The sequence below is a fragment of the Nocardia terrae genome (genome assembly GCF_009760405.1).
Taxonomy (GTDB): domain Bacteria; phylum Actinomycetota; class Actinomycetes; order Mycobacteriales; family Mycobacteriaceae; genus Nocardia; species Nocardia terrae.
The window spans coordinates 283705-303885 of the sequence record NZ_WRPP01000001.1; the positions used below are offsets into that span (position 1 = coordinate 283705).

Here is a 20181-nt window from a genome sequence, read left to right on the forward strand (position 1 = left end):
CAGGGCGGGCGGGCGTGACTTCGAGCTACGCCTAAGGCAATTCACAGGCAACCGTGACCGAAAGATCGGCGAGTCGCGGCGGGTCCGATTACGTGGCGCGCACGCGCAGGTGGAAGTCGCGGTCGTCGGGCTCGTCGAGCATGGACTCCATGGTGGCGCGATCGAAGGGCAGCAGGTCGATGCTGCCGCCCTCGGTGAAGTACCAGGAGTTGCATCCGGTGTTCCACACGGTCGGTCCCATGGCCTCGGCGACCTCGGATTCGAACCGACCGGTGGCCTCCTCGGTGACCTCGACGGTGTCGAATTCGCCTGCGCTCCAGCGCCGGATCCAGCGGGTGATGTAGCGGGCGGTCACCTCGGCGGCGTGGTGCAGCGGGATCGAGCCGGTGGGGGAGTGCGGGCCGAGCACCGTGAAGAGGTTGGGGAACCCCGGGATGGCGGTCATGCGGTAGGCCCGCGGACCCTTGGCCCACGCGTCGTCGATCGAAACGCCTTCGCGCCCGGTGAGATTCATGGGGCGCATGTAATCGTGTGCCCGGAATCCGGTGGCGAGCACGATCATGTCGGCCTCGTGGTGGCGGCCGTCGGCGGTGCGGATACCGGTGGCGGTCACCTCGTCGATGGCCGTGGTGACCAGCTCGGCATTGCGGGCGCGCAGGGCGCGGTAGTAGCTGCCGGACAGCACCTGGCGCTTGCACAGCGGCTCGTAGTCGGGCGTGAGCTGTTCGCGCAGTTCAGGTTCGGAGATCTGTGCGCGCAGGCTCAGGCGGGCGTAGCGCTGGACCGCGCGCCGACGCCAGCTGGGGCGGGTGACGACATCGGTGAACAGCTTGGCTCCGGCCATGCCCGCCTGGTACAGTGCGCGGTTCACCTGTGGCATCCGGTTCAGCAATCCGCTGACGAGTGCGGGCTGCGGCAGCCACATCGGCGCCCAGATGACCCATTGCGGACTGCGCACGAAGTGCGTGATGTGCTGTGCGTCGGGCTGCAGGGCCGAAACCACCTGCACGCCGGTCGATCCCGTACCGAGCACGGCGATCCGCCGCCCGGCGGTCGGGACGGCGTCGTCCCAGCGCGCGGTGTGCAGCACGTCGCCGGTGAAATCCCCGAGCCCCGGGATGTCCGGCACCGCCGGATGATGCAGGACGCCGGTGGCCGCGATGACGAAGTCGGCCTCATAGCGGGTGCCGTCGGCGGTCTCCACCTGCCATTCGGTCCCGGTGAAGGTCGTCGCCACCACCTCGGAATTCAGCCGCACGTGCGACCGCAGCAGTCCGTGCCGCCGCGCGACATCGGCCAGATACCGCTGGATCTCCGGCCCGGGTGCGAACACATGCGACCAGTCCGGCTTGGGGTCGAACCCGAATTGGTACAGCTGCGAAGGCACATCGCAGGTCAGCCCCGGGTAATGGTTCCAATGCCAGACCCCGCCCACATCGGACCCCTTCTCCAACATCACGAAGTCGTGGAAACCGTTGCGCTGCAAAGTGATGGCACTCGCGATCCCGGACACGCCGGCCCCGATGATCACGATACGAGGCTGCCGTGGCGCGCCCATCCCCAACCTCCTTGTTGGATACCTTCAGAACTCAAATACTGACGGTATTTGGAATGGGCGGGCATGTCAATCGGCGAGCCGGATCGGCTCCCGCGTCAGGTCGCGCGCCACCAGCGTCGCCCCGGCGATCGCACCCGGCATCAGGAACACCGCCACCACCGGGATGAGGAACGCCAGGCCGAGTGGGAGGCCGAAGCCCCAGGCCAAGGGGCGGCGTGAGCGCAACAGCGCCAGGTGTTCGCGAACCTGCACGCCGCGGCGGGCGAGGGCGACGGCGGTCAGTTCCTGAGTGAGGAAGAAGCCGGTGACGAAGGCGGCGAGGACCGGGACGACGGTCTGGCCGACGACGGGCACGAAGCCGAGCACGAACAGCAGCAGCGCCCACAGCACCGCGCGGATCAGGATGCGGATGCCGTCGCGCAGGGCGATCCAGAGTTCGCGCCAGAGCGGCAGATTCGATTCGGGCGCGAGGCCGTCCGGCGCGGCCGCCCGGTCGACCCGCTCGGAGATCGCGTCGTAGAAGGGCTGTCCGATCAGCAGGGTGACCGCCGTGAAAGTGAGCACCGCGACCAGTGCCACGAGCGCGATCAGCGCCACGGTGAACAGTGCCCGGAACAACCCCAGCCACGGGCTCGGCCAGCCGTCGGCGAACGAGGTGAGGGTGTCGGTCAGGTCTGCGCCCCACACCACCATCGCCACCAGGGCCGCGACATAGAGCACCAGGGTGATCAACCCCGGCACGATGCCGAGGCCGTAGAGCCGCGGATGCCGCAGGATCCAGCGTTGTCCGGAAAGGAGGTACCGGAATCCGGTCCCGAAATCGCGCATGCCGGAACCCTAGTGGCCGCGCTAGGGGCAGGTACCGCCGGAGAGCTGTCCGAGGTGCTCGGCGAGCACGACCACGGCCCGGGAGACCAACAGCGTCGCGTCCTCGAAGGAGCCGGAGTCCGGGAGCGCCGCCACCGCGACCGCGAGGGTGCCGGAGTGGGTTCGCACCAGGCCGAATTGGCGTTCGGTGTAGGCGCCGGTGGCGTCGTCGGGACCCCAGCCGCCCTTGAACCGCGCCCCGGTGAATCCGCCCAGCCCCCAGCTCTGCTCGGCGACGACCTTGCCCATCAGGGCGAGCACCGACGCCGACTGCGGCAGGCACGGCAGGCGCGAGGCGAATCGCACCTGATCGGAGAGTGACCACACCGTGGAGCCGAAAGCCAGTGAGTCGCTTGCCCAGTCGGCATTGGCGGGATTGTGCCGGTCGGCGACGTCGGTGGTGGTGTCCCCGGCCTCGTGCAGGACCTGTTCGACGGCCGTCGCGGCGGCCTGCGGGGTGCCCAGCGACTGCCACAGGGCCGAGGCCGCCCCGTTGTCGGAGGCGGTGATCGCCGAGCCGACCTGTTCGGAAACATCGGAATGTCGTCGCAGCGCCGCGATCGCCAGCGGCACCTTGATCGTCGACCAGGCGACACCGCTGCTCCAATCACCGAGAACCGCAGGATGATTGCCGCCCACCGGCAGCAGAGCCAGCCCGAGTTTGCCGTGCGCCTGTGCCCGCAGTGCCGCGAAGTCGTCGAGCAACCCTGTGGGAACGACGAATTCGGCGGCGGCCGCGTGCGCCCACTTTCGTGGGTTCGCTCTGTTGACCGACGGCGCCGGGAGAATGTGACAGGAAGCGGCCCTGCGATCATGGACGGATGAGTAACTGGCCCGAACCCGGGACCCGCGAGGTGCGGTTCGGTCTCGCCGAGCTGCGCCCCGACCCCGATCGCCCGGGTGGATGGCTGCTGACCGTCAATGGGATCGCCCAGTCCTACGTGGATCTCGACGACCCGACCCACCTCGAACTCGATTACGTCCGCTACCTGGGCTACGTGGTCGATTCCCTGGACCCGTCCGACGCCCCGCTGGACGTCGTGCACATCGGCGGCGGCGGCGCCACCTTCCCGCGCTACCTCGCCGCCGTCCGCCCCGGCTCCCGGCACCTGATCATCGAGGCCGACGAGGCGCTGGCCAAGTTCGTCGACGATCGCCTCGGCCTGCGCTCCATCCCGGGCGTCGACCTCAGGCTCGGCGACGGGCTGACCGAAATCGCCACCCTCCCGGCGTCTTCCGCGGACCTGCTGATCGCCGACGCGTTCGAGGGCCTCCGAATGGCTGCGGGCATCACCGGCCCCGACTTCACCGCCGAGGTGGCTCGGGTCCTGCGCCCCGACGGCATCTACCTCCTGAATCTGGTCGGCACCCGCCACCACCTGGACGAAATCCGCAAGGCGTTCCCCCACCGCGCCCTCCTCGACGGCGACGTATTCGCCGGCTACACCGGCAACCAGGTGCTGGCCGCCGCCCGCGTCCCCCTCCCCCTGGACACCCTGCACCGCCGCATCGAGGACGCCTTCCCCCCGGCCCGCGTATCCGCGGAAATCCCGCTGGGATGAGACGCGCAGACTTCTGGTGAGCCTGCTCAGCGCAGGGGTACGGACCAGCGTAGGCGGGTGCCGGTGTCGTCCAGGCCGTTGAGGGTCGCGAATGTTCCGCCGGCTTGGTGGGCGCGGTCGGCGAGGTTGGTCAATCCGCTGGGGGTGATGTCGTCGGGGATGCCGCGGCCGTCGTCGGAGACGAGGATGCTGAGGTCGTCCGCGACGCCTATTTGCACGGTGAGGGTATGGGCGCCGGAGTGGCGGACGGCGTTGGATACCGCCTCTCGGACAACGGCTTCGGCGTGGTCGGCCAGTTCCGGTTCGATCACCGACAAGGGACCGGAGATTCGTAGTGAGGTCCGGATTTCGGTGTCGGTGGTGTGCTGGGCGAGGACGTGCTCGAGGCGTTGGCGTAGGCGGGTGCTGCTACCGGTGCCGCCGTGCAGGTCGAAGATGGAGGTGCGGATCTCCTGGACCACGCCCTGCAGGTCGCCGATGACATCCGAAAGGCGTTGCCGCACTTCGTCGGACTGGGCTCGGCCGAGCGTGCCCTGCAGGCTCAGTCCGGCGGCGAAGAGCCGCTGGATGACGTGGTCGTGCAGGTCCCGGGCGATGCGGTCGCGATCGGTGAGCACGTCGAGCTCGCGCATGCGCTGCTGGGAGCCCGCGAGCTGGATCGCCAATGCCGCCTGTTCGGTGAATGCCGCTGCCAGTTCCAGGGTTTCATCGGAATAGCGGGGAGCGTCGAGGGGGCGGATCATCACCAGCACCCCCAGCGCCGACTCCGGGGTGTGCAGGGGCAGGATCAGCGTCGGGCCCGGATCGCGGAGCGGCTTGCCGAGGTCGATCTCGCGGGGGTCGTCGAATCGCAGTGGGGTGCGTTCGGTGAAGACGCGTCCGATGGCGGTGTCGACGGTGCGGATCGCCGCGGTGCTGGGACCTTCACCGGGACCTGACCATTGGATGATCCGCAGCTCGGTGATATCCGCCGGAGCCTCCACGGGTTCCTCGGTGACAGCGAGGAAGGTGCGCTGGGATTTGGTGAGGGCGCGGGCGTGTTCGACCAGGTGCGCCATCACGGTGGCGGCCTCGGTGCCCGCCAGGAATTCGGTGGAGATGTCGCGGGTGGCCTCGATCCAGGCCTGACGAGTGCGCGAGGCCTCGTAGAGGTTGGCGTTGTCGATGGCGGTGCCCGCCGCGGCCGCCAGGGCCTGGACGAGCACCTCGTCGTCCTCGGTGAAACGCTGTCCGCCGGATTTCTCTGCGAGATAAAGGTTTCCGAAGACCTCGTTGCGGATGCGGACCGGTACGCCGAGGAAGGTGCGCATCGGCGGATGATGCTCGGGAAACCCGACCGAGGCCGGGTGATCGGCGATGTTCGCCAGCCGGATCGGCTTCGGCTCGCTGAACAACAGCCCGAGCACCCCGTACCCGTGGGGCGGGTCGCCGATGAGGGTGCGAGTGTCCGCGTCGATGCCCTCGTAGATGAATTCGGCCAGCCGTGTGTCGGACCCGCGCACGCCCAATGCGCCGTAACGGCAGTCGGCCAGGCTGGTGGCCGTGTGCACGATGGTCCGCAGCGTGTCATCGAGATCCAGCCCGGACGTGACGGTGAGCATGGCCTCGACCAGGCCGTCCATGCGATCACGCGCGTCGATGATCTGCTCGATGCGGTCCTTGACCTCCGCCAGCAACTCACGCAGCCGCAGCTGCGACAGGGTCTCACGCACCGAATACGACTCGCTTCGGGAACCGGGAGTCATGGTCGCGACGCACGGTCGGTGGCGGGTGTGACGAGCGTGAGATCGGCGTCGTAGCGGCGGTACAACAGATGACCGCGGCCGGTGTCGCGGTCGGTGTAGAACAGGAACGGCAGTCCGTGATCGCACAATCGGTGTACGGCATCGGCTTCGGCCGACACCGGTGCCGGGACCGGACTGATCGTCAACCGCTCGGAATCCGGTTGCGAGTCAGGGGGATTCACGTGATGCTGCCTGGCGAGCTTCAGTCCGCTGGGCCCGGCCCGGTACACGATGGCGTCCTCGCCGGTCTCGGCGTCGACGAACAGGTGGACGTCGTAGTCCATGGCGTCCATGAGCTGCACTGCCGCCAGCGGATCCAGTGTCCGCAGCGGCACCGCCTTGCGGCGGGCGATCGGATTGCGGCCGGGCAGGGTCAGTGGCCGCCGAGTGTCCTCCGGCCAGGCCCGCGGCCGCCACGGCCCGGACAGGCATCTGATCTGGTGTTCCAGGCGCGATACCGCGGGAAAGATATTGCTGTGCCCGCCGGTGAGCGACTGCATGCGGGCCGCGTTCCCGGCGATGCGCAGATTGGCCTGCACCAGCATCGGCCCGTCCTCGCAGTTCGCCGACGCGACCCGGACCCGCACGCCGCTGGTGACGTGAAACCGCTCGAGCATCCGTCCGATCGCGCCCGCGACGCGTTCGCCCTCGAGCACTCGCACTCGCCCGCGAGCGAGCACGACAACCTCCGGGAAGAACCTCGACGACCATGGCTCCGCCTCGGGTAGCACCGCTCGGACCTCCCTGTTCTCGACACCTGGACACTGTCTGAAAGATCAGCTTCGGCCGGTATCCGGTGCTGAAATAGGGTCTTAGGTCCCCTGATTGTCTAATTATCGATTTTCTATATCACGCAAGCAGGTGAGGGTCGCTGTGCCCGGTTCGTGTCGCGTGGGCCCTGCGGAGGACGAAAGTCCCGATCTGTCGATCATTGGTCACCATTCGGCCTTCGGGCATGTTCGAGGCGATAGCCCTCCGATTACCTTTCGGGTGCTTTGCGTGTCGATCGCTGGTTCCGGGGCGAATGAGGGGCTCCGGACCGTCCCGAGGAGGATTCTTGACTGCTTCAACTCCTGAGCGACTATCGAGACCCGCTGGGCCGGTGGAGGTTCCGGCGCCCGCGCGCCCGTATCCGGCGCGGCGCGGGCCGAAGGGATCGTTCGTCTACCGGATGGTCACCACGACCGACCCCAAGGTGCTCGGCGTCATGTATCTGGTGACCTCGATGGCGTTCTTCATGATCGCGGGGCTGATGGCGTTGCTGATGCGCGTCGAGCTGGCGCGGCCGGGCATGCAGTTCCTCTCGCCCGAACAGTTCAACCAGCTGTTCACCATGCACGGCACGATCATGCTGCTGTTCTACGCGACGGCGATCATCTTCGGATTCGCGAATATCTTGCTGCCCTTGCAGATCGGTGCGCCCGATGTGGCCTTTCCGCGCTTGAACGCCCTGAGCTACTGGCTCTACGTGTTCGGCGCGACGTTGGCGACCGCGGGCTTCGTCACCCCCGGCGGCGCGGCCGACTTCGGCTGGACCGCCTATGTGCCGCTGTCCGACATCATCCACTCGCCCGGCGTCGGCGCGGACATGTGGATCATCGGCGTGGGCGTCTCGGGTCTGGGCACCATCCTGGGTGCGGTGAACATGCTCACCACGGTGGTGTGCCTGCGCTGCCCGGGCATGACGATGTTCCGGATGCCGATCTTCACCTGGAACGTCGTCGTCGCGAGTTTTCTTATCCTGCTGGTGTTTCCGCTGCTGACCGCCGCCGCGCTGGCGCTCTACTACGACCGGCACCTGGGCGGGCACATCTACGACCCGGCCAGCGGCGGGGTGATGCTGTTCCAGCACCTGTTCTGGTACTTCGGCCACCCCGAGGTGTACGTGATCGCGCTGCCGTTCTTCGGCATCGTGTCGGAGATCTTCCCGGTCTTCAGCCGCAAGCCGCTGTTCGGTTACACCGGAATGGTTTACGCGACGCTCGGCATCGCGGCGTTGTCCATCGCCGTCTGGGCGCACCACATGTATGCGACGGGAGCTGTTCTGCTGCCGTACTTCTCGTTCATGACCTTCCTCATCGCGGTCCCGACCGGTGTGAAGTTCTTCAACTGGATCGGCACGCTGTGGAAGGGACAGCTGACCTTCGAATCACCCATGCTGTTCTCGCTGGGCTTCCTGGTGACCTTCCTCTTCGGCGGCCTGTCCGGCGTGCTGCTCGCCTCTCCGCCGCTCGACTTCCATATCAGCGACACCTATTTCGTGGTCGCGCACTTCCACTACACCCTCTTCGGCACCGTCGTGTTCGCCACCTTCGCGGGCATCTACTTCTGGTTCCCGAAGATCACCGGGCGGATGTTGGACGAACGCCTGGCCAAGTGGCACTTCTGGACCACCTTCCTCGGCTTCCACCTGACCTTCCTGGCCCAGCACTGGCTCGGCAACATGGGCATGCCGCGCCGCTACGCCGACTACCTGCCCTCGGACGGATTCACCGCGCTCAATACGGTGTCCACCATCGGCTCGTTCGTGCTCGGCGCGTCGATGCTGCCGTTCATCTGGAACGTCTTCAAATCCACCCGCTACGGCGAGGTCGTGACCGTGGACGACCCGTGGGGCTACGGCAACTCCCTGGAATGGGCCACCTCCTGCCCGCCACCACGCCACAACTTCTACGAACTGCCCCGAATCCGTTCGGAGCGACCGGCATTCGAGCTGCACTACCCGCACATGGTCGACCGCATGCGCGCCGAGGCCCACGTCGGCTGGGGAGCCCAGTCCCACCGGGTCGTCGAGACCGAACCGGTCGAGGCGAAATGAGACGGCCACCGGAGATGTCGACCTTCCGTGTGCCGCGGCTGCCGCAAGGACTCATCGCATTGCTGACCGGTGTGGTGCTGATCGTCGGGCTGATCATCCTGACGTGTGGAGCGGCTGTCCCCCCGTAGCCGCCCACACTCCGACGGGTGCGCAAGGAAATGTTCTACGACCCGCGCCTCGGTCACCGAATGGCGGCGGGGCCGAGGCTGTTTCGGTCCCGCGTCCTGCGCAGGTTCTCGGCCACCTCGGTCTCCCAGGCTTCATTGGCCTTGGTGGTGTCGACCTCGAATTCGAAGCGCTGCCGTGACTTCGGATCGATGTCGGCGACATCGCGATAGAACTGCTCGTACCAGCGGCGCAATTGGTAGACCGGGCCGTCCTCGTCGCACAGCAGCGGGTTCTCGATCTTGGACTTGTGTTTCCAGATCTCGACGTCCTGCAGGAAGCCGACGCCGATGCCCTCGACCATCTTCGCGGCCAGCCGGTCGGCGGCACCGTCCGGAATGCCTTGCGGTTTGCGCAGGGTGATCCCGTATTGCAGGACGAACGAATCCTGGGTGACCGGGTAGTGGCAGTTCACCAGGACGCTGTTGACCTCGAACCCGCCATAGATGTTGAGCAGCGGGTTGATCATGTACGACGGCCCGAAATACGAGGCTTCCGACTCCAGCAGGGTGTCACCGGCGTACTTGCCGGCCATGGGCGCGTCGGGGCGGCCCTTGGTCTTCAGATATTGCGTCGCGACGTGGCCTTCGAAGACGGTCTTGAAGTAGGTCGGGAAGGCGTAGTGGATATAGAAGAAATGCGCCATGTCCACGATGTTGTCGATGATCTCGCGGCAGTTGGAGCCTTCGATGAGGATCGAATTCCAGTTCCAGGGCGTCCAGGCGGCACTGTGGGTTTCGGCATGATTGCCGTCGGCGTCGGTGTACGGGCCCTGGATGTAGGGGATGGTCACCTCGTCGGTCGGCGGGTTGCCCTCGTGGTCGTGCCACACGAACAGTTGACCGTTGCGCTCCAAGGTGGTCCAGGAACGGGTCCGCGCCAGCGGCGGCACCCGGCGCGCGTACGGGATGCCGGTGCACCTACCTTGCCCGTTCCAGCGCCAATCGTGGAACGGGCAGGCGACGTCGTCACCCCTGACCTGTCCCATGGCCAGATCCCCGCCGAGGTGACGGCAGTAGGCGTCGAGTACGTTGAGCTTTCCGGTGCTGTCGGCCCAGACGACGAGCTTGGTGCCGAATGCGTTGACGGAGTGTGGTTTTCCGTCCCGGAAGGTGGCCGCCGGACCCAGGCAGTGCCAGCCCCGGGCATACCGGGCGGGCATGGAGCCCACGTCGATCTCACGGACCTGCCTGCCCTGCCGCGGAGAGTTTGCCGCCACCCGATCCTCCTCTGAAACATGTTATAGATCTGTGTCAGCATCGCCGCCGCTTGACCTTCGCGCTACGGTCGAAAGTCCCTAATGTATTGGCTAATCGGCACGATGCTGCCGAGGCTATCGATGATCCATAGTTGCTAGAACCAGTTCTAGTTTTTGGCGGGCGGGCGAGTAGCCCCGCTGATCGGATCAAGGAGTATCCACCGAGATGACCCAAGCCATCATCGATCGCGTCGAGGCACTGCTACCGGCATTGCGCGAGCGCGCACAAGAGACCGAGGACCTGCGCCGTATCCCCGACGCGTCCATCAAGGACTTGCAGGAGACCGGCTTCTTCACGCTGCTGCAGCCACGGCAATGGGGTGGGCATGCCTGCGACCCGGCCGTCTTCTACGACACCGTGCGCAAACTCGCGTCGGCGTGCGGCTCCACCGGTTGGGTGGCCGGGATTCTCGGCATTCACAACTGGCATCTAGCCCTGTTCGATCAGCAAGCGCAGGAAGACGTCTGGGGCGCCGACGCGACCGTGCGCGTCGCGTCCTCCTACGCGCCCATGGGCGCGGGCGTGGTCACCGACGGTGGCGACGGGTACCTGGTGAACGGGGCCTGGGCCTGGTCCTCGGGATGCGACCATGCCGACTGGGTGGTGGTGGGCGGCCCGGTGATCAAGGATGGCAAGGCGGTCGACTTCGGGTCGTTCCTCATTCCCCGCTCCGACTACCGTATCGATGACGTGTGGCATGTGGTCGGCTTGCGTGGCACCGGATCCAACACCGTGGTGGTCGAGAACGTCTTCGTGCCGAAACATCGCTTCCTCGGCTTCGGCGTCATGGGCGAGCTGAAATCGCCCGGCCTGGAACGGAATACCGATCCGGTGTACAAGATGCCATGGGGCACCATCCATCCCACGACCATCTCCACACCCATCGTCGGCATGGCCTACGGCGCCTACGACGCTCATGTGGAGCACCAGGGCAAACGGATGCGCGCCGCGTACGCGGGCGAGCGGGCCAAGGACGACCCGTTCGGCAAGGTGCGCATCGCCGAGGCCGCCGGCGATATCGACGCCGCATGGCGGCAGCTGTCCGGCAATGTCGCGGAGGAATACGCGTATCTGGCAGCGGGCCAGGATATTCCGCTCGAACTTCGCATGCGTGCCCGCCGAGACCAGGCGCGTGCCACCGGCCGCGCGGTCGCCTCCATCGATCGGCTGTTCGACGCGGCGGGCGCGACCGCGCTCACCGAAGGCACGGCACTGCAGCGCTTCTGGCGTGACGCACACGCCGGCCGGGTGCACGCCGCCAACGACGCCGAGCGCGTCTACGTCATGTACGGCACCCACGCCTTCGGGCTCCCGCTCACCGAGGGGATGTACTAGAGAGGGGTCGCCAGTAGGTTGCCGGAATCTGAAACGGGCGACCGGGCAAGGGGAGCGGGGAGGCCGCGGGGGCGGGGCCCGCGCCAGCGGAAAGAAGTGCGCGAGGCGGGACTTGAACACCCAAACCCGGTCCACGAGCCTGAGGCTCGTGTTCATGTGCACTAGAATACGCAGCTGAGAGCGAATTCCGTCAAGTTGTCAATGAGTTTCGCCAACTGATGTAGTCGGTGTGGCCAGAATGTTCGGGTGTCTGGTGCGGTGTCGGTTCGTACTGTCGGGGAGGCGCGTACATCCACAACGACGCGGGCCCGCCGCGAACTGCGGATTCCGGTGACAGGGCGGTCGTCGTGCGTCGGATTTGTCGGCGGTGCCATCTAGCTGGCTCTAGTTGACTTAAGTCCGAACTACGCCACTGATCAAGCTGAGTCCAAGGTGGGACTGTCGGATTACGGTGCGTCCGACAGTCCATTCAGCCGGGCGATGATCGGTCGGGGAGTCTCTGTTTCGGATCGTGCTGAGCCGAGAGGGATTAGCCTTGTAGCAGCAGGGATTGGTCGGCGCGAACAGGGGACGTCCGGTGGCTTCGACGGGGTTCGTATGGAGGCGCGTAGCACTGCCGACCGCAGCGGTAGCAGTAGTCGGCACCGGCTCAGCGATCGCGGTGAACATGGCAACGGGTGGCGAGGCGAAATGGTGGTGGTGGCTGGCCGTCGTCGGGCTGACTGTGATTGGGTTCGGGGCGTCGTTGTGGCAGTTCCGACGACAAGCCGATAGTTCTGTTTCCGCGGCCATCACTGCGACGGGTGAGCGCAGTGTGGCTGTACGTGGTAACACGACCGGCTCGATCAGCACAGGCAATACCGGAGCCCCGACGGTGGCCGGGGCACCGAATAGCACGGTGTCAAGCGGGGGCTCGCCCGTGCCCGGTTCGGTGACAGCGGCGGGCGCGCGGTCTGTTGTCGTCGAGGGCAACACAGATGGCGACATATCAACTGGTGATCACAGCTAGCGAACTTGACGTGCCATGGTTTGCCGGTAAGCGCAGGAACAGCCAGTCATCAGAACGTCCCGCGCTGGATTCAGAGGCGGGCACACATGCAGCTGGTGCGCGGTCGGTCGCGATCGGCGCGGGTTCCACGGTCGGGACAGTACAGACCGGTGATGGTGCTCGCGTGGTTAATCTGCCGCCCGAAGCCCTACGGCCGATCGCCGAGGTCGACGCTCCGCCTGGAATCGACAACCTGCCGGTGCAGCCGACACATTTCGTCGGACGCGAGCGTGAACTGGCGCGACTTGACGCCGCGCTGTCGGTGTCGGGCCCAGTGCTGGTGCAGGCTGTGCACGGTTTGGGTGGGATCGGCAAGACGACGCTGGTCGCTCAATGGGCGGCCACCCGCGATCATGGCCACGAACCCCTGCGATGGATCACCGCCGATACTTCCGCCAGTGTCGAGCGCGGACTGGCGGAGTTTGCGACAGCACTCCAGCCGATGCTGGCGCATATATTGACGGTGGCGCAGCTTGCCGAGCGGGCGCTGCAATGGTTGTCGACCCACAGCGGGTGGCTGTTGGTTCTCGACAACGTCGAAAACCAACGCGATATCGCAGAGATTCTCGCTCGGGCCCATGGCGGCAGAATCGTGATCACCAGTCGTCGGGCGACTGGTTGGCACACCGCAGCCACGATCGTACGGATCGATGTGCTGGATCCAACCGAATCCGTCGCCTTGCTCATCGACGCGATAACCGCCGATGGGCCTCGACAGCTCGACGGTGCCTCCGACTTATGCACGGCCTTGGGACATCTGCCGTTGGCCATCGATCAGGCGGGCGCCTACCTTGCACAAAACCCGCTCCTCACACCCCACGACTACCTCACCATGCTGTCCCAGTACCCGGCCGACATGTTCGAGCACGGAGCCGAAGTAATCGATCCTGAACGCACAATCGCCCGCATCTGGAACGTGACGCTCGACAGAGTAACGACCAACCACCCCACGGCCACCAACATTCTTCAAAGACTGGCCTGGTTCGCCCCCGAAGCCATACCCGTCACCCTGTTCGACGGATTGGCCGCCCCACCCGCAATCCACTCCGCGATCGGCGCGCTTACTGCCTACAACATGATCTCTGCTGATCCGGGCACGGCCAGCGTTTCCGTCCACCGGCTCGTGCAAGCGGTGGCCCGAACCCCTGACCCCGATGATCCGCGATACTCGGAAGCTGCGCTCGAATGCGCGCACGCCGACGCGGCGGCAGCTTTGCTCCGCGCCCTGCCCGAGCGCCCACACCCCAGCACGTGGGCAACCTGGCGGACCCTGTTACCGCACGTGGATACCCTTGTTGCGCACCACGATCACGACATCAACACGAATCTTCTTATAACCACCACGGACATACTGAACCTGACCGGGGAGTTTCTCGACGACCAAGGCTCGCACGAGCGAGCGATCGAATACATCGAACGCGCTCTCATCAACAGCGAGCGAACTGCGGGCACCGACCATCCCCGCACCCTTACCTCCCGAAACAACCTGGCCCTTGCGTACCGCTCCGTTGGTCGATTCACCGAGGCCATCCCTTTGTATGAACGCACTCTCGCTGACCGCGAGCGCATCCTGGGCATCAACCACCTCGACACACTGAGCTCTCGCAACAACCTCGCAGATGCCTACCGCTCCGTAGGTCGATTCACCGAAGCTATTCCTCTCTACGAGCGGGCTCTTGCCGACAGTGCAGAAGCGCTGGGTAACGATCATCCGAGCATCGTCGTCTCCCGCAACAACCTTGCTTCGGCCTACGAGTCGACGGGACGGCTCACCGAAGCCATCCAACTGTTCGAGCTCACCATCGAAGCCAGCGAGCAGATCCTGGGCATCGACCACCCGACCACCCTGACTTCGCGTAACAACCTCGCTGCGGCCTACCAGTCCTCGGGTCGGCTCGACGAAGCCATCCGGCTGTTCGAGCGGACCCTCGAAGCCCGCGAACAAATCCTTGGATTCGATCACCCTGACACCCTGACCTCGCGTAACAACCTCGCTGCGGCCTACCAGTCCTCGGGTCGGCTCGACGAAGCCATCCGGCTGTTCGAGCTCACCATCGAAGCCCGCGAACGAATTCAGGGCATCGACCACCCCCACACCCTCACCGCCCGAAACAATCTCGCAACGGCCTACATGTCATCAGGCCGGCTCGACGAAGCCCTGTCCCTCCTGGAATTGGCGTTGACCGAGTGCGAGCGACTGTTCGGTACCGACCACCCCGACACTTTCGTCGCTCGCTGCGTCCTGGCCGAAGGCTATGAGGCCGCGAATCGTCTACCAGAGGCATGTCGACTCTACGAACGCGTGCTGGCCGATACTGAGCGCGCCGTCGGCCCTGACCACCGCAGTACCCACTTCATCCGCGGCAACCTTGCTCGGCTACGTAGTCGCGGAACCTGAGCGGGCAATAGCGTGGCCCCATGCTGACGCCTGGAAACCCAGATGAAAGGACGGTGGGCATGCAGAGGACGATGGATCGGAACATAAAGGTACCCAACATCGTCCAGCGAGAGGGGTAGTTTCGACCGCCGGGCGTTTCTCGCAGCCGGACTCGAATCAGATGACTCGACGGGAGAGGGTACGGCGTATCTCGATTCGTGTACAAGATCAGCAAATGTGCTGCCGTCCAGAAAGATTCGGTCACCGCTCAGCGAGTGTCATTCGAGCGCAGTGGAATTCGTCCGCGATCGAGATTGTCCAATTGTTACTTTCGGCACTTACTGAAAACCGACCACCATATAGAAATGAAATCTATTGCCTAAAACACACCTGTGAAATTTGTTCGCGCTCCGTGTGATCTGGCTAGATTCCGACGTGATCATCGCTCAGCCTGCTTCGCGCACAACCGAATCCAACGACACTCCCTTTATCGCCCGTCCGGAATCGGTCTGGCCGCGCAAGTACAAGGACGCGGGACTTCGTCGCCTCATGGGCAAGCGCATCGCCCAGGCCAATCTCGACACGCTCATGGCCGCCTACCTTGCGGTCTCGGAGATTCGCATCGCGAACCATGCCCTGTCCGAACTGCGTGCCGACCGGGAGTGGGTGCAGCGGACGGTGGATGACGCCACAAAGCGGCGAGACAGTACGGTGCCGTTCGGGTGGGAGTGCAAGTTCACCCGTCGCGAGATGCGTGAATTGCTGAACTGGCTGATCGCCGAGGGCAACCGCGAGATCCAGTTGGTCAGGGAAGTCGAGACCACGGTTACTGCGCAACTTGCACAGCTGCGAACGATCCACGACGGCAACCAAGTAGATACTTTCAGCCTCGATAAGGATGACCCAGCTCTGATCGAATCAATCTACGCCACTTGGTCTTCCGTCTTCGGACTGGTGGCGAGGTTCAACAAAGCGGTCCAGCAGTGCATCGCACGTGCCGAAGAGGCCCGCGCTACCGAGAAGCTTCGCGCGGAGTTCGTCGCTTCCGGAAAAGGTGTGTCAGACCGCGATTTCCAGCAGTGTGACGGCCCCGAATTCGAGTCCATAATCGCCGAGCTTTCGGCACGAGACGGTCTCACGCTGCTCCGTCATGGAGGTGGACCCCGCGACCACGGGGCAGACTTGATCGCCTTGACGCCGGACGGCCGACGAATTGTCATACAGTGCAAACTCCGTCAGTCCAAGCCCGTCAGCCCCGATGTGGTCTACCAGGTCAACGGCACCGCGCGGCCCTATCACAAAGCCGACATCCCCATCATCGTCACCAACAGCACCTTCTCGGCTCAAGCTGCAGCCTTCGCCGGGCAGTACGACATCTACCTCATCGACGAGTACGCCCTGCGACGCTGGGCCACCTGGGGCGAGGACATCTACCGCGTGCTCGGCCTGCCCCGTCCGGAAGGGGGACCGAATCCGATTGCCGACGCAGCGTAAAAACATGGGAGCCCGCCCAGTTCGACCGCAGATATGGTGATCGACCGGGCGCTCGGCGCACGTCAGGACGTACCGGTGCATCCCGGTTCGGGTGTTAAGGCGTCGAACCGGTCTCCCATGTAGTTCAATGCGCCAAGGGCCTCGTCGGTCGCGGTGCTGTCGTGGCCGAGCATCGGCGAGAACCGTTGCGTGAGACTCGCTCCCATCGCGCAGTAACGGTCGATGAGGGCATGAACTCCGGCGGCGGGCACCACTTCGTCGGCACCGCCGTGGTACAGATAGAGCGGTGTATCCGGGGCGATGCCGCCTGGCTCCTGCCGCTGCGCGCTCGCCAGGAATTGCGGCTGGGAGAGCAGATCCGCGCCGGCCGTGAAATGGCCGATGTGGTCGTCGGCGTATTTCGCCAGAAGCTCGGTTCCGCACACTCCGGCCACCTCGGCCAGCATCGCGTGCCCTTGATCGTTGAGTAGCGCGGCGATGCCGGTGTTGGGATCGTTATGGATCAGTGCCGCCACGACGAGCATCGTGAGCCCGGCTTTCGGGCCGCCATCGGCGGTGCGGGCGATGGCGGGGATATCGGCGGGAATCCCGCCGGCGACGACCCCGCGCACCGGGACGTCCGGCGCGTAGTCGGCGTGCAGTTGTCCCGCCCACAGCGCGGCGTACGAGCCGCCGGAGTATCCCCAGATACCGGCGGGGCTGTCGGCCAGCGCGGCCAGGGAAAACCCGCGGGCGGCACGGATTCCGTCCAGCAGCGCGCGCCCGGAGTTCACGCCATCGAGAAATCGCGACTGGGGGCCCTCATAGTCCGACACGGTCACCGCCCAACCACGTAGTAGGGCTGCTGCGAGAAACGGTGCGTCCAAGGTGGTTTGGCTGTCTAGTCGCGGCGCAAGGCTAAATGTGTGCGAGGGTGCACAGGTGGTGGTCAGCGGCCGTGGGCCCGGACCCAGCCAGGGCTGGACCGGCTCGATGAGGGTGGTGATCGTGGTGGTTGCCTGGTCATCGGATCCGGTTGTGCGGAACTGGATTTGCCACGCCGATACCGGAAGCGGCAGCCCGAATAGAGTGAGATCACGCCAGGCGAGAACGTCGCCGTTCGGACGTTCGGACAGATCGGCGGGTGCGAGATAGAACGGGTCCGGCTCGGGCGGCGACGTGGTGGCGTAGGTGGGTGCGGCGCTGTTGCACAGCACGATCGCCGCGCACGTGAGCAGAGTCCGGCGCGCGGTTCGGGTGAGGAAGCCGAGGGCGCTGTTGTGATTCATGATCATCTTCCGCATCGATTGCCAACCTATCCGGCGTTTCCTCAGGTCAGAGGGAGTGGAGGCCGAACTGTGTCGGGCGTGTCGCCTCTGGCGTGTCTGGCGTGCGCGGGGACTCAAGAAGAACAACTAAGTGGTCTGCAACATGAATCGAAGCCCGCGACATCGTTAGTTGTCTGACAGCAGCGGGTGTGGCTCGCCGGTCAGTGCGGCGACGGCTTGTGCGACTTCCTCGAAGCTGGAGCGGATATAGGTGATCGTTGCGCCGGCCGGAGTCGAATCATCCGTGTGGCCGGCGAATGCGTGGGCCACGGCGTAGCCGAAGTTGCGTTCGACCCAGGTGAGGGTGGTGTGGCGAAGCCAGTGCGCTGTGATTCCCTGGCTGACCACCCATGGCAGGTGTTTGCCGACGCGCGTCCAGATGTAGTCGTACCGACGGCCGGTGATCCTACGGCCGTCGTAGTACCGGAACAGTTGTTCGTCGGGCTTCGCTCCGGGGGGAACTCGATCGGTGATGTGATAGAGCAGGGCGCGCATGAGCGAAGGCGAGATGGGTTGCCATCGTATGGTTTCGCCCTTCTCCCGCAGACGAACGCAGCTGTTCTCCTGGTCGAGGTCCTCGATGCGGAGGGCAAGTGCGCCTCCGCGGCGGCAGGCGGTCTCGACGTCACCAGGATTGTCCGAACCCGTTGGCAGGCAAGCCAACAGCTCGTGCGGCCATTCCGGATCATCACGGGTGATCAACTGCAGCCCGAGGCGATCCGCGTCGTCCAGGTCGCGGGCCGCGGCGTCGAGACTGCGGCCACGCGCGAGCACCGCCGGATCGAGTAGCAGACCGGTGCCGCCGGCCTCGACGATCGCCGCGGCATCGGTGACGCCCACCTGATCGACGAGTTCGAGTAACGCGGCGCAGGGTCCAGATGCCGCCCGCGCCAACAACGCCCACGCGACACGATCGACGCATGCCGAGGTCATCGTTCCACCGCAGTCGCCGGATCCGGTCGCTGGGCACCGATATCGATGCGCAGCTCCGCGGCGATCTCGACGCCGCTCTGAACCAGTCGCTGCAGCCGATCCGGATGCATGGCGCTCCGCAGGCCGTAATCGAGCAGGAACGCCAACCGATGCTCGGGATCGGCAGCGAGCGCCGCGTCCAGGGCCACACCCGCCAGGACCCCGTCTCCGCGCAGGTAGGCGTGGAACGCGAGCATGGTCGCCGCGCCGGCTCGGTCGGGGCCGGACAACGCGCGCGTGAGTATCGTCCAGACTCGTTCCGCGGCAGCGCAGTAGGGGCCGTCGGGCGCTCCGAGCAGCGCGTCACGCACCCTCGAATCGCGCAATGCGACAGTGACTTCGGCCAGCTCGCGCGGAGAAGGGGCAGACACGTCGTCGGCGCGTTTCAGTACGTCCATCACGCGCCACAACGCCATCCGGGTGTCGGCGTCGGGATTGTTGATGTGCAGGGCGCGGACGAATCGTTGGTGCGCCTCCGCGGCGACCTCGGGCAGCAGCCGCTCCACCTGATCTCGCAGTGCAGCGTCGATGGCGATGACGGAGACCAACTCGTTGCGGTGCCGATAGATCGCCGACGCGTGCAGCACAGTCTGGACGGCGACAGGCGACGCGGTCGGATCGGACACGATGCCGTGCTGCCGAGGGGACGAGAGGTTCCACCACGCCCCGCCCGCCGCGATCTCGGAAACGCACCAGGTGCCGATTAGATCGATATCGCGCACGGCCAACCGTTGTTCGAGAGCCACGTGCAGCGGTCGATACCGGTCGACAGAGGCAGCCTCGATCGACGGTCCGGACATGCGTTCATCCACGATGAAGGCCAGTGCGGCAACGGCATTGGCGTCAGAACACAGACAGGTCACGCGGATGACCGCTTCGGTGTCCGTGCGATCGCCAGGGCGCGGCAAGTCCAATCGAGACACCACGCCGATCTGAGGCGAAGTCGGCCGCGAGGACCGAGTGAGCGCGGCGACGATCAACGATCGATAAGGGACGAACCCGATCATCGCGGGCAACGCCGCGATCAGATCGCCGATGTTGTCGAGGGTGAGACCAGTCGAAGCAGGAAGATCGAACTCGTCAGGCATGAGCGAAGCTCCTCCGAAGCGAAGAAAGCCCCACGGACACAACGTAAAACAGAACAATTCTGTCGACGCCGTGCCCTCGGGGCGGTGGGCGCATCGCGTAGACACCGGCGGCGGAGAGGGCGGTCAAGCCGAGAAACCGACGGTTCCGGCCACCCGGTGCTTCGGTTCGCGGCAATCGCGGCTTGACCGCCCGCGCCGCCGGTGTAGCGTGCGCCCGCCCACCGCCCCGAGGCGCGGCGAAGACTTCTCCGCCTGACCGCCTGCCACGTGACATCAGTCGGCTCGACCCCAGATCGTCCGCGTCGCTCTGGCGGCGTGGCGACAGGTCGTATACGTAGTTGTCACTCACGGGGGGCAACCGTCAACAGCAAATGGCTGAGCGCCGACGGATCGTTCACGCGCCCGCGCACGCCCATCCGGAAGGGTTATCCCCCGATAAGTGACGCAAGGTCAGTGGTTCCCAACGGCAACCGCGCTGATGCTTGGGGCCTCGTGAGGGCTGGTTACATCAAAGGTGAGCGAGTACATTTTGACGGCGAAGGTTCCT

The 20181-nt window shown here is 65.5% G+C and carries 15 protein-coding genes; 6 read left to right on the forward strand and 9 right to left on the reverse strand.

What is annotated here, in order from left to right; translation table 11 throughout:
- Positions 1 to 88: 88 nt before the first annotated feature.
- From GPX89_RS01195 to GPX89_RS01205, 3 genes are all read right to left on the reverse strand, one after another.
- Positions 89 to 1558 carry a flavin-containing monooxygenase gene (locus GPX89_RS01195; RefSeq protein ID WP_157354641.1) on the reverse strand — a complete coding sequence of 490 codons (1470 nt, stop codon included), beginning with the start codon at positions 1556 to 1558 and terminating at the stop codon, positions 89 to 91.
- Positions 1559 to 1624: 66 nt separating this feature from the next.
- On the reverse strand, positions 1625 to 2386 hold the full coding sequence (locus GPX89_RS01200; protein ID WP_157354642.1) for an EI24 domain-containing protein: 762 nt from the start codon (positions 2384 to 2386) through the stop codon (positions 1625 to 1627).
- A gap of 21 nt (positions 2387 to 2407) precedes the next feature.
- Positions 2408 to 3130: a serine hydrolase gene (locus GPX89_RS01205; RefSeq protein WP_157354643.1), complete on the reverse strand. Its 723-nt coding sequence runs from the start codon at positions 3128 to 3130 to the stop codon at positions 2408 to 2410.
- 116 nt (positions 3131 to 3246) lie between these two features.
- On the opposite strand from GPX89_RS01205, the gene GPX89_RS01210 reads away from it, so the two are divergent.
- Positions 3247 to 3987, forward strand: coding sequence for a spermidine synthase (locus tag GPX89_RS01210; protein ID WP_157354644.1), 741 nt, complete (start codon positions 3247 to 3249; stop codon positions 3985 to 3987).
- 26 nt (positions 3988 to 4013) lie between these two features.
- Here GPX89_RS01210 and GPX89_RS01215 read toward each other — a convergent pair whose 3' ends face one another.
- Positions 4014 to 5732 (reverse strand): GAF domain-containing sensor histidine kinase, encoded by a 1719-nt coding sequence (locus GPX89_RS01215; protein ID WP_157354645.1) that lies wholly within the window; start codon positions 5730 to 5732, stop codon positions 4014 to 4016.
- Positions 5729 to 6451 carry a sigma 54 modulation/S30EA ribosomal C-terminal domain-containing protein gene (locus GPX89_RS01220; protein WP_328601404.1) on the reverse strand — a complete coding sequence of 241 codons (723 nt, stop codon included), beginning with the start codon at positions 6449 to 6451 and terminating at the stop codon, positions 5729 to 5731. The genes GPX89_RS01215 and GPX89_RS01220 overlap by 4 nt, the downstream gene beginning before the upstream one ends.
- Before the next feature lie 422 nt (positions 6452 to 6873).
- Here GPX89_RS01220 and ctaD point away from each other — a divergent pair, with 422 nt between their 5' ends.
- Together ctaD and GPX89_RS45260 are read left to right on the forward strand one after the other, a co-directional pair.
- Positions 6874 to 8589 carry an aa3-type cytochrome oxidase subunit I gene (ctaD, locus tag GPX89_RS01225; protein ID WP_328601405.1) on the forward strand — a complete coding sequence of 572 codons (1716 nt, stop codon included), beginning with the start codon at positions 6874 to 6876 and terminating at the stop codon, positions 8587 to 8589.
- Positions 8586 to 8717: a hypothetical protein gene (locus tag GPX89_RS45260; RefSeq protein WP_268893240.1), complete on the forward strand. Its 132-nt coding sequence runs from the start codon at positions 8586 to 8588 to the stop codon at positions 8715 to 8717. The genes ctaD and GPX89_RS45260 overlap by 4 nt, the downstream gene beginning before the upstream one ends.
- 53 nt (positions 8718 to 8770) lie before the next feature.
- Here GPX89_RS45260 and GPX89_RS01230 read toward each other — a convergent pair whose 3' ends face one another.
- Positions 8771 to 9916 carry a Rieske 2Fe-2S domain-containing protein gene (locus tag GPX89_RS01230; RefSeq protein WP_157386900.1) on the reverse strand — a complete coding sequence of 382 codons (1146 nt, stop codon included), beginning with the start codon at positions 9914 to 9916 and terminating at the stop codon, positions 8771 to 8773.
- Between the two features lie 262 nt (positions 9917 to 10178).
- Between GPX89_RS01230 and hsaA the strand changes: the two genes are divergently transcribed.
- From hsaA to GPX89_RS01245, 3 genes are all read left to right on the forward strand, one after another.
- Positions 10179 to 11348: a 3-hydroxy-9,10-secoandrosta-1,3,5(10)-triene-9,17-dione monooxygenase oxygenase subunit gene (gene hsaA / locus GPX89_RS01235; protein ID WP_157354646.1), complete on the forward strand. Its 1170-nt coding sequence runs from the start codon at positions 10179 to 10181 to the stop codon at positions 11346 to 11348.
- Positions 11349 to 12325: 977 nt separating this feature from the next.
- Positions 12326 to 14794, forward strand: coding sequence for a tetratricopeptide repeat protein (locus GPX89_RS01240; RefSeq protein ID WP_157354647.1), 2469 nt, complete (start codon positions 12326 to 12328; stop codon positions 14792 to 14794).
- Between the two features lie 414 nt (positions 14795 to 15208).
- Positions 15209 to 16267, forward strand: coding sequence for a restriction endonuclease (locus tag GPX89_RS01245; protein ID WP_157354648.1), 1059 nt, complete (start codon positions 15209 to 15211; stop codon positions 16265 to 16267).
- A 62-nt stretch (positions 16268 to 16329) separates the two neighbouring features.
- Here GPX89_RS01245 and GPX89_RS01250 read toward each other — a convergent pair whose 3' ends face one another.
- The 3 genes from GPX89_RS01250 to GPX89_RS01260 all read right to left on the reverse strand — a co-directional run bounded on the left by GPX89_RS01250 (position 16330) and on the right by GPX89_RS01260 (position 19634).
- Complete coding sequence (locus GPX89_RS01250) at positions 16330 to 17535, reverse strand: lipase family protein (RefSeq protein ID WP_157354649.1); 1206 nt, start codon at positions 17533 to 17535, stop codon at positions 16330 to 16332.
- A 165-nt stretch (positions 17536 to 17700) separates the two neighbouring features.
- Positions 17701 to 18468: a tyrosine-type recombinase/integrase gene (locus GPX89_RS01255; protein ID WP_235946624.1), complete on the reverse strand. Its 768-nt coding sequence runs from the start codon at positions 18466 to 18468 to the stop codon at positions 17701 to 17703.
- Positions 18469 to 18503: 35 nt separating this feature from the next.
- Entirely contained in the window at positions 18504 to 19634 is a 1131-nt protein-coding gene (locus GPX89_RS01260; protein ID WP_157354651.1) for a DUF4192 domain-containing protein, read from the reverse strand.
- Positions 19635 to 20181 lie beyond the last annotated feature (547 nt).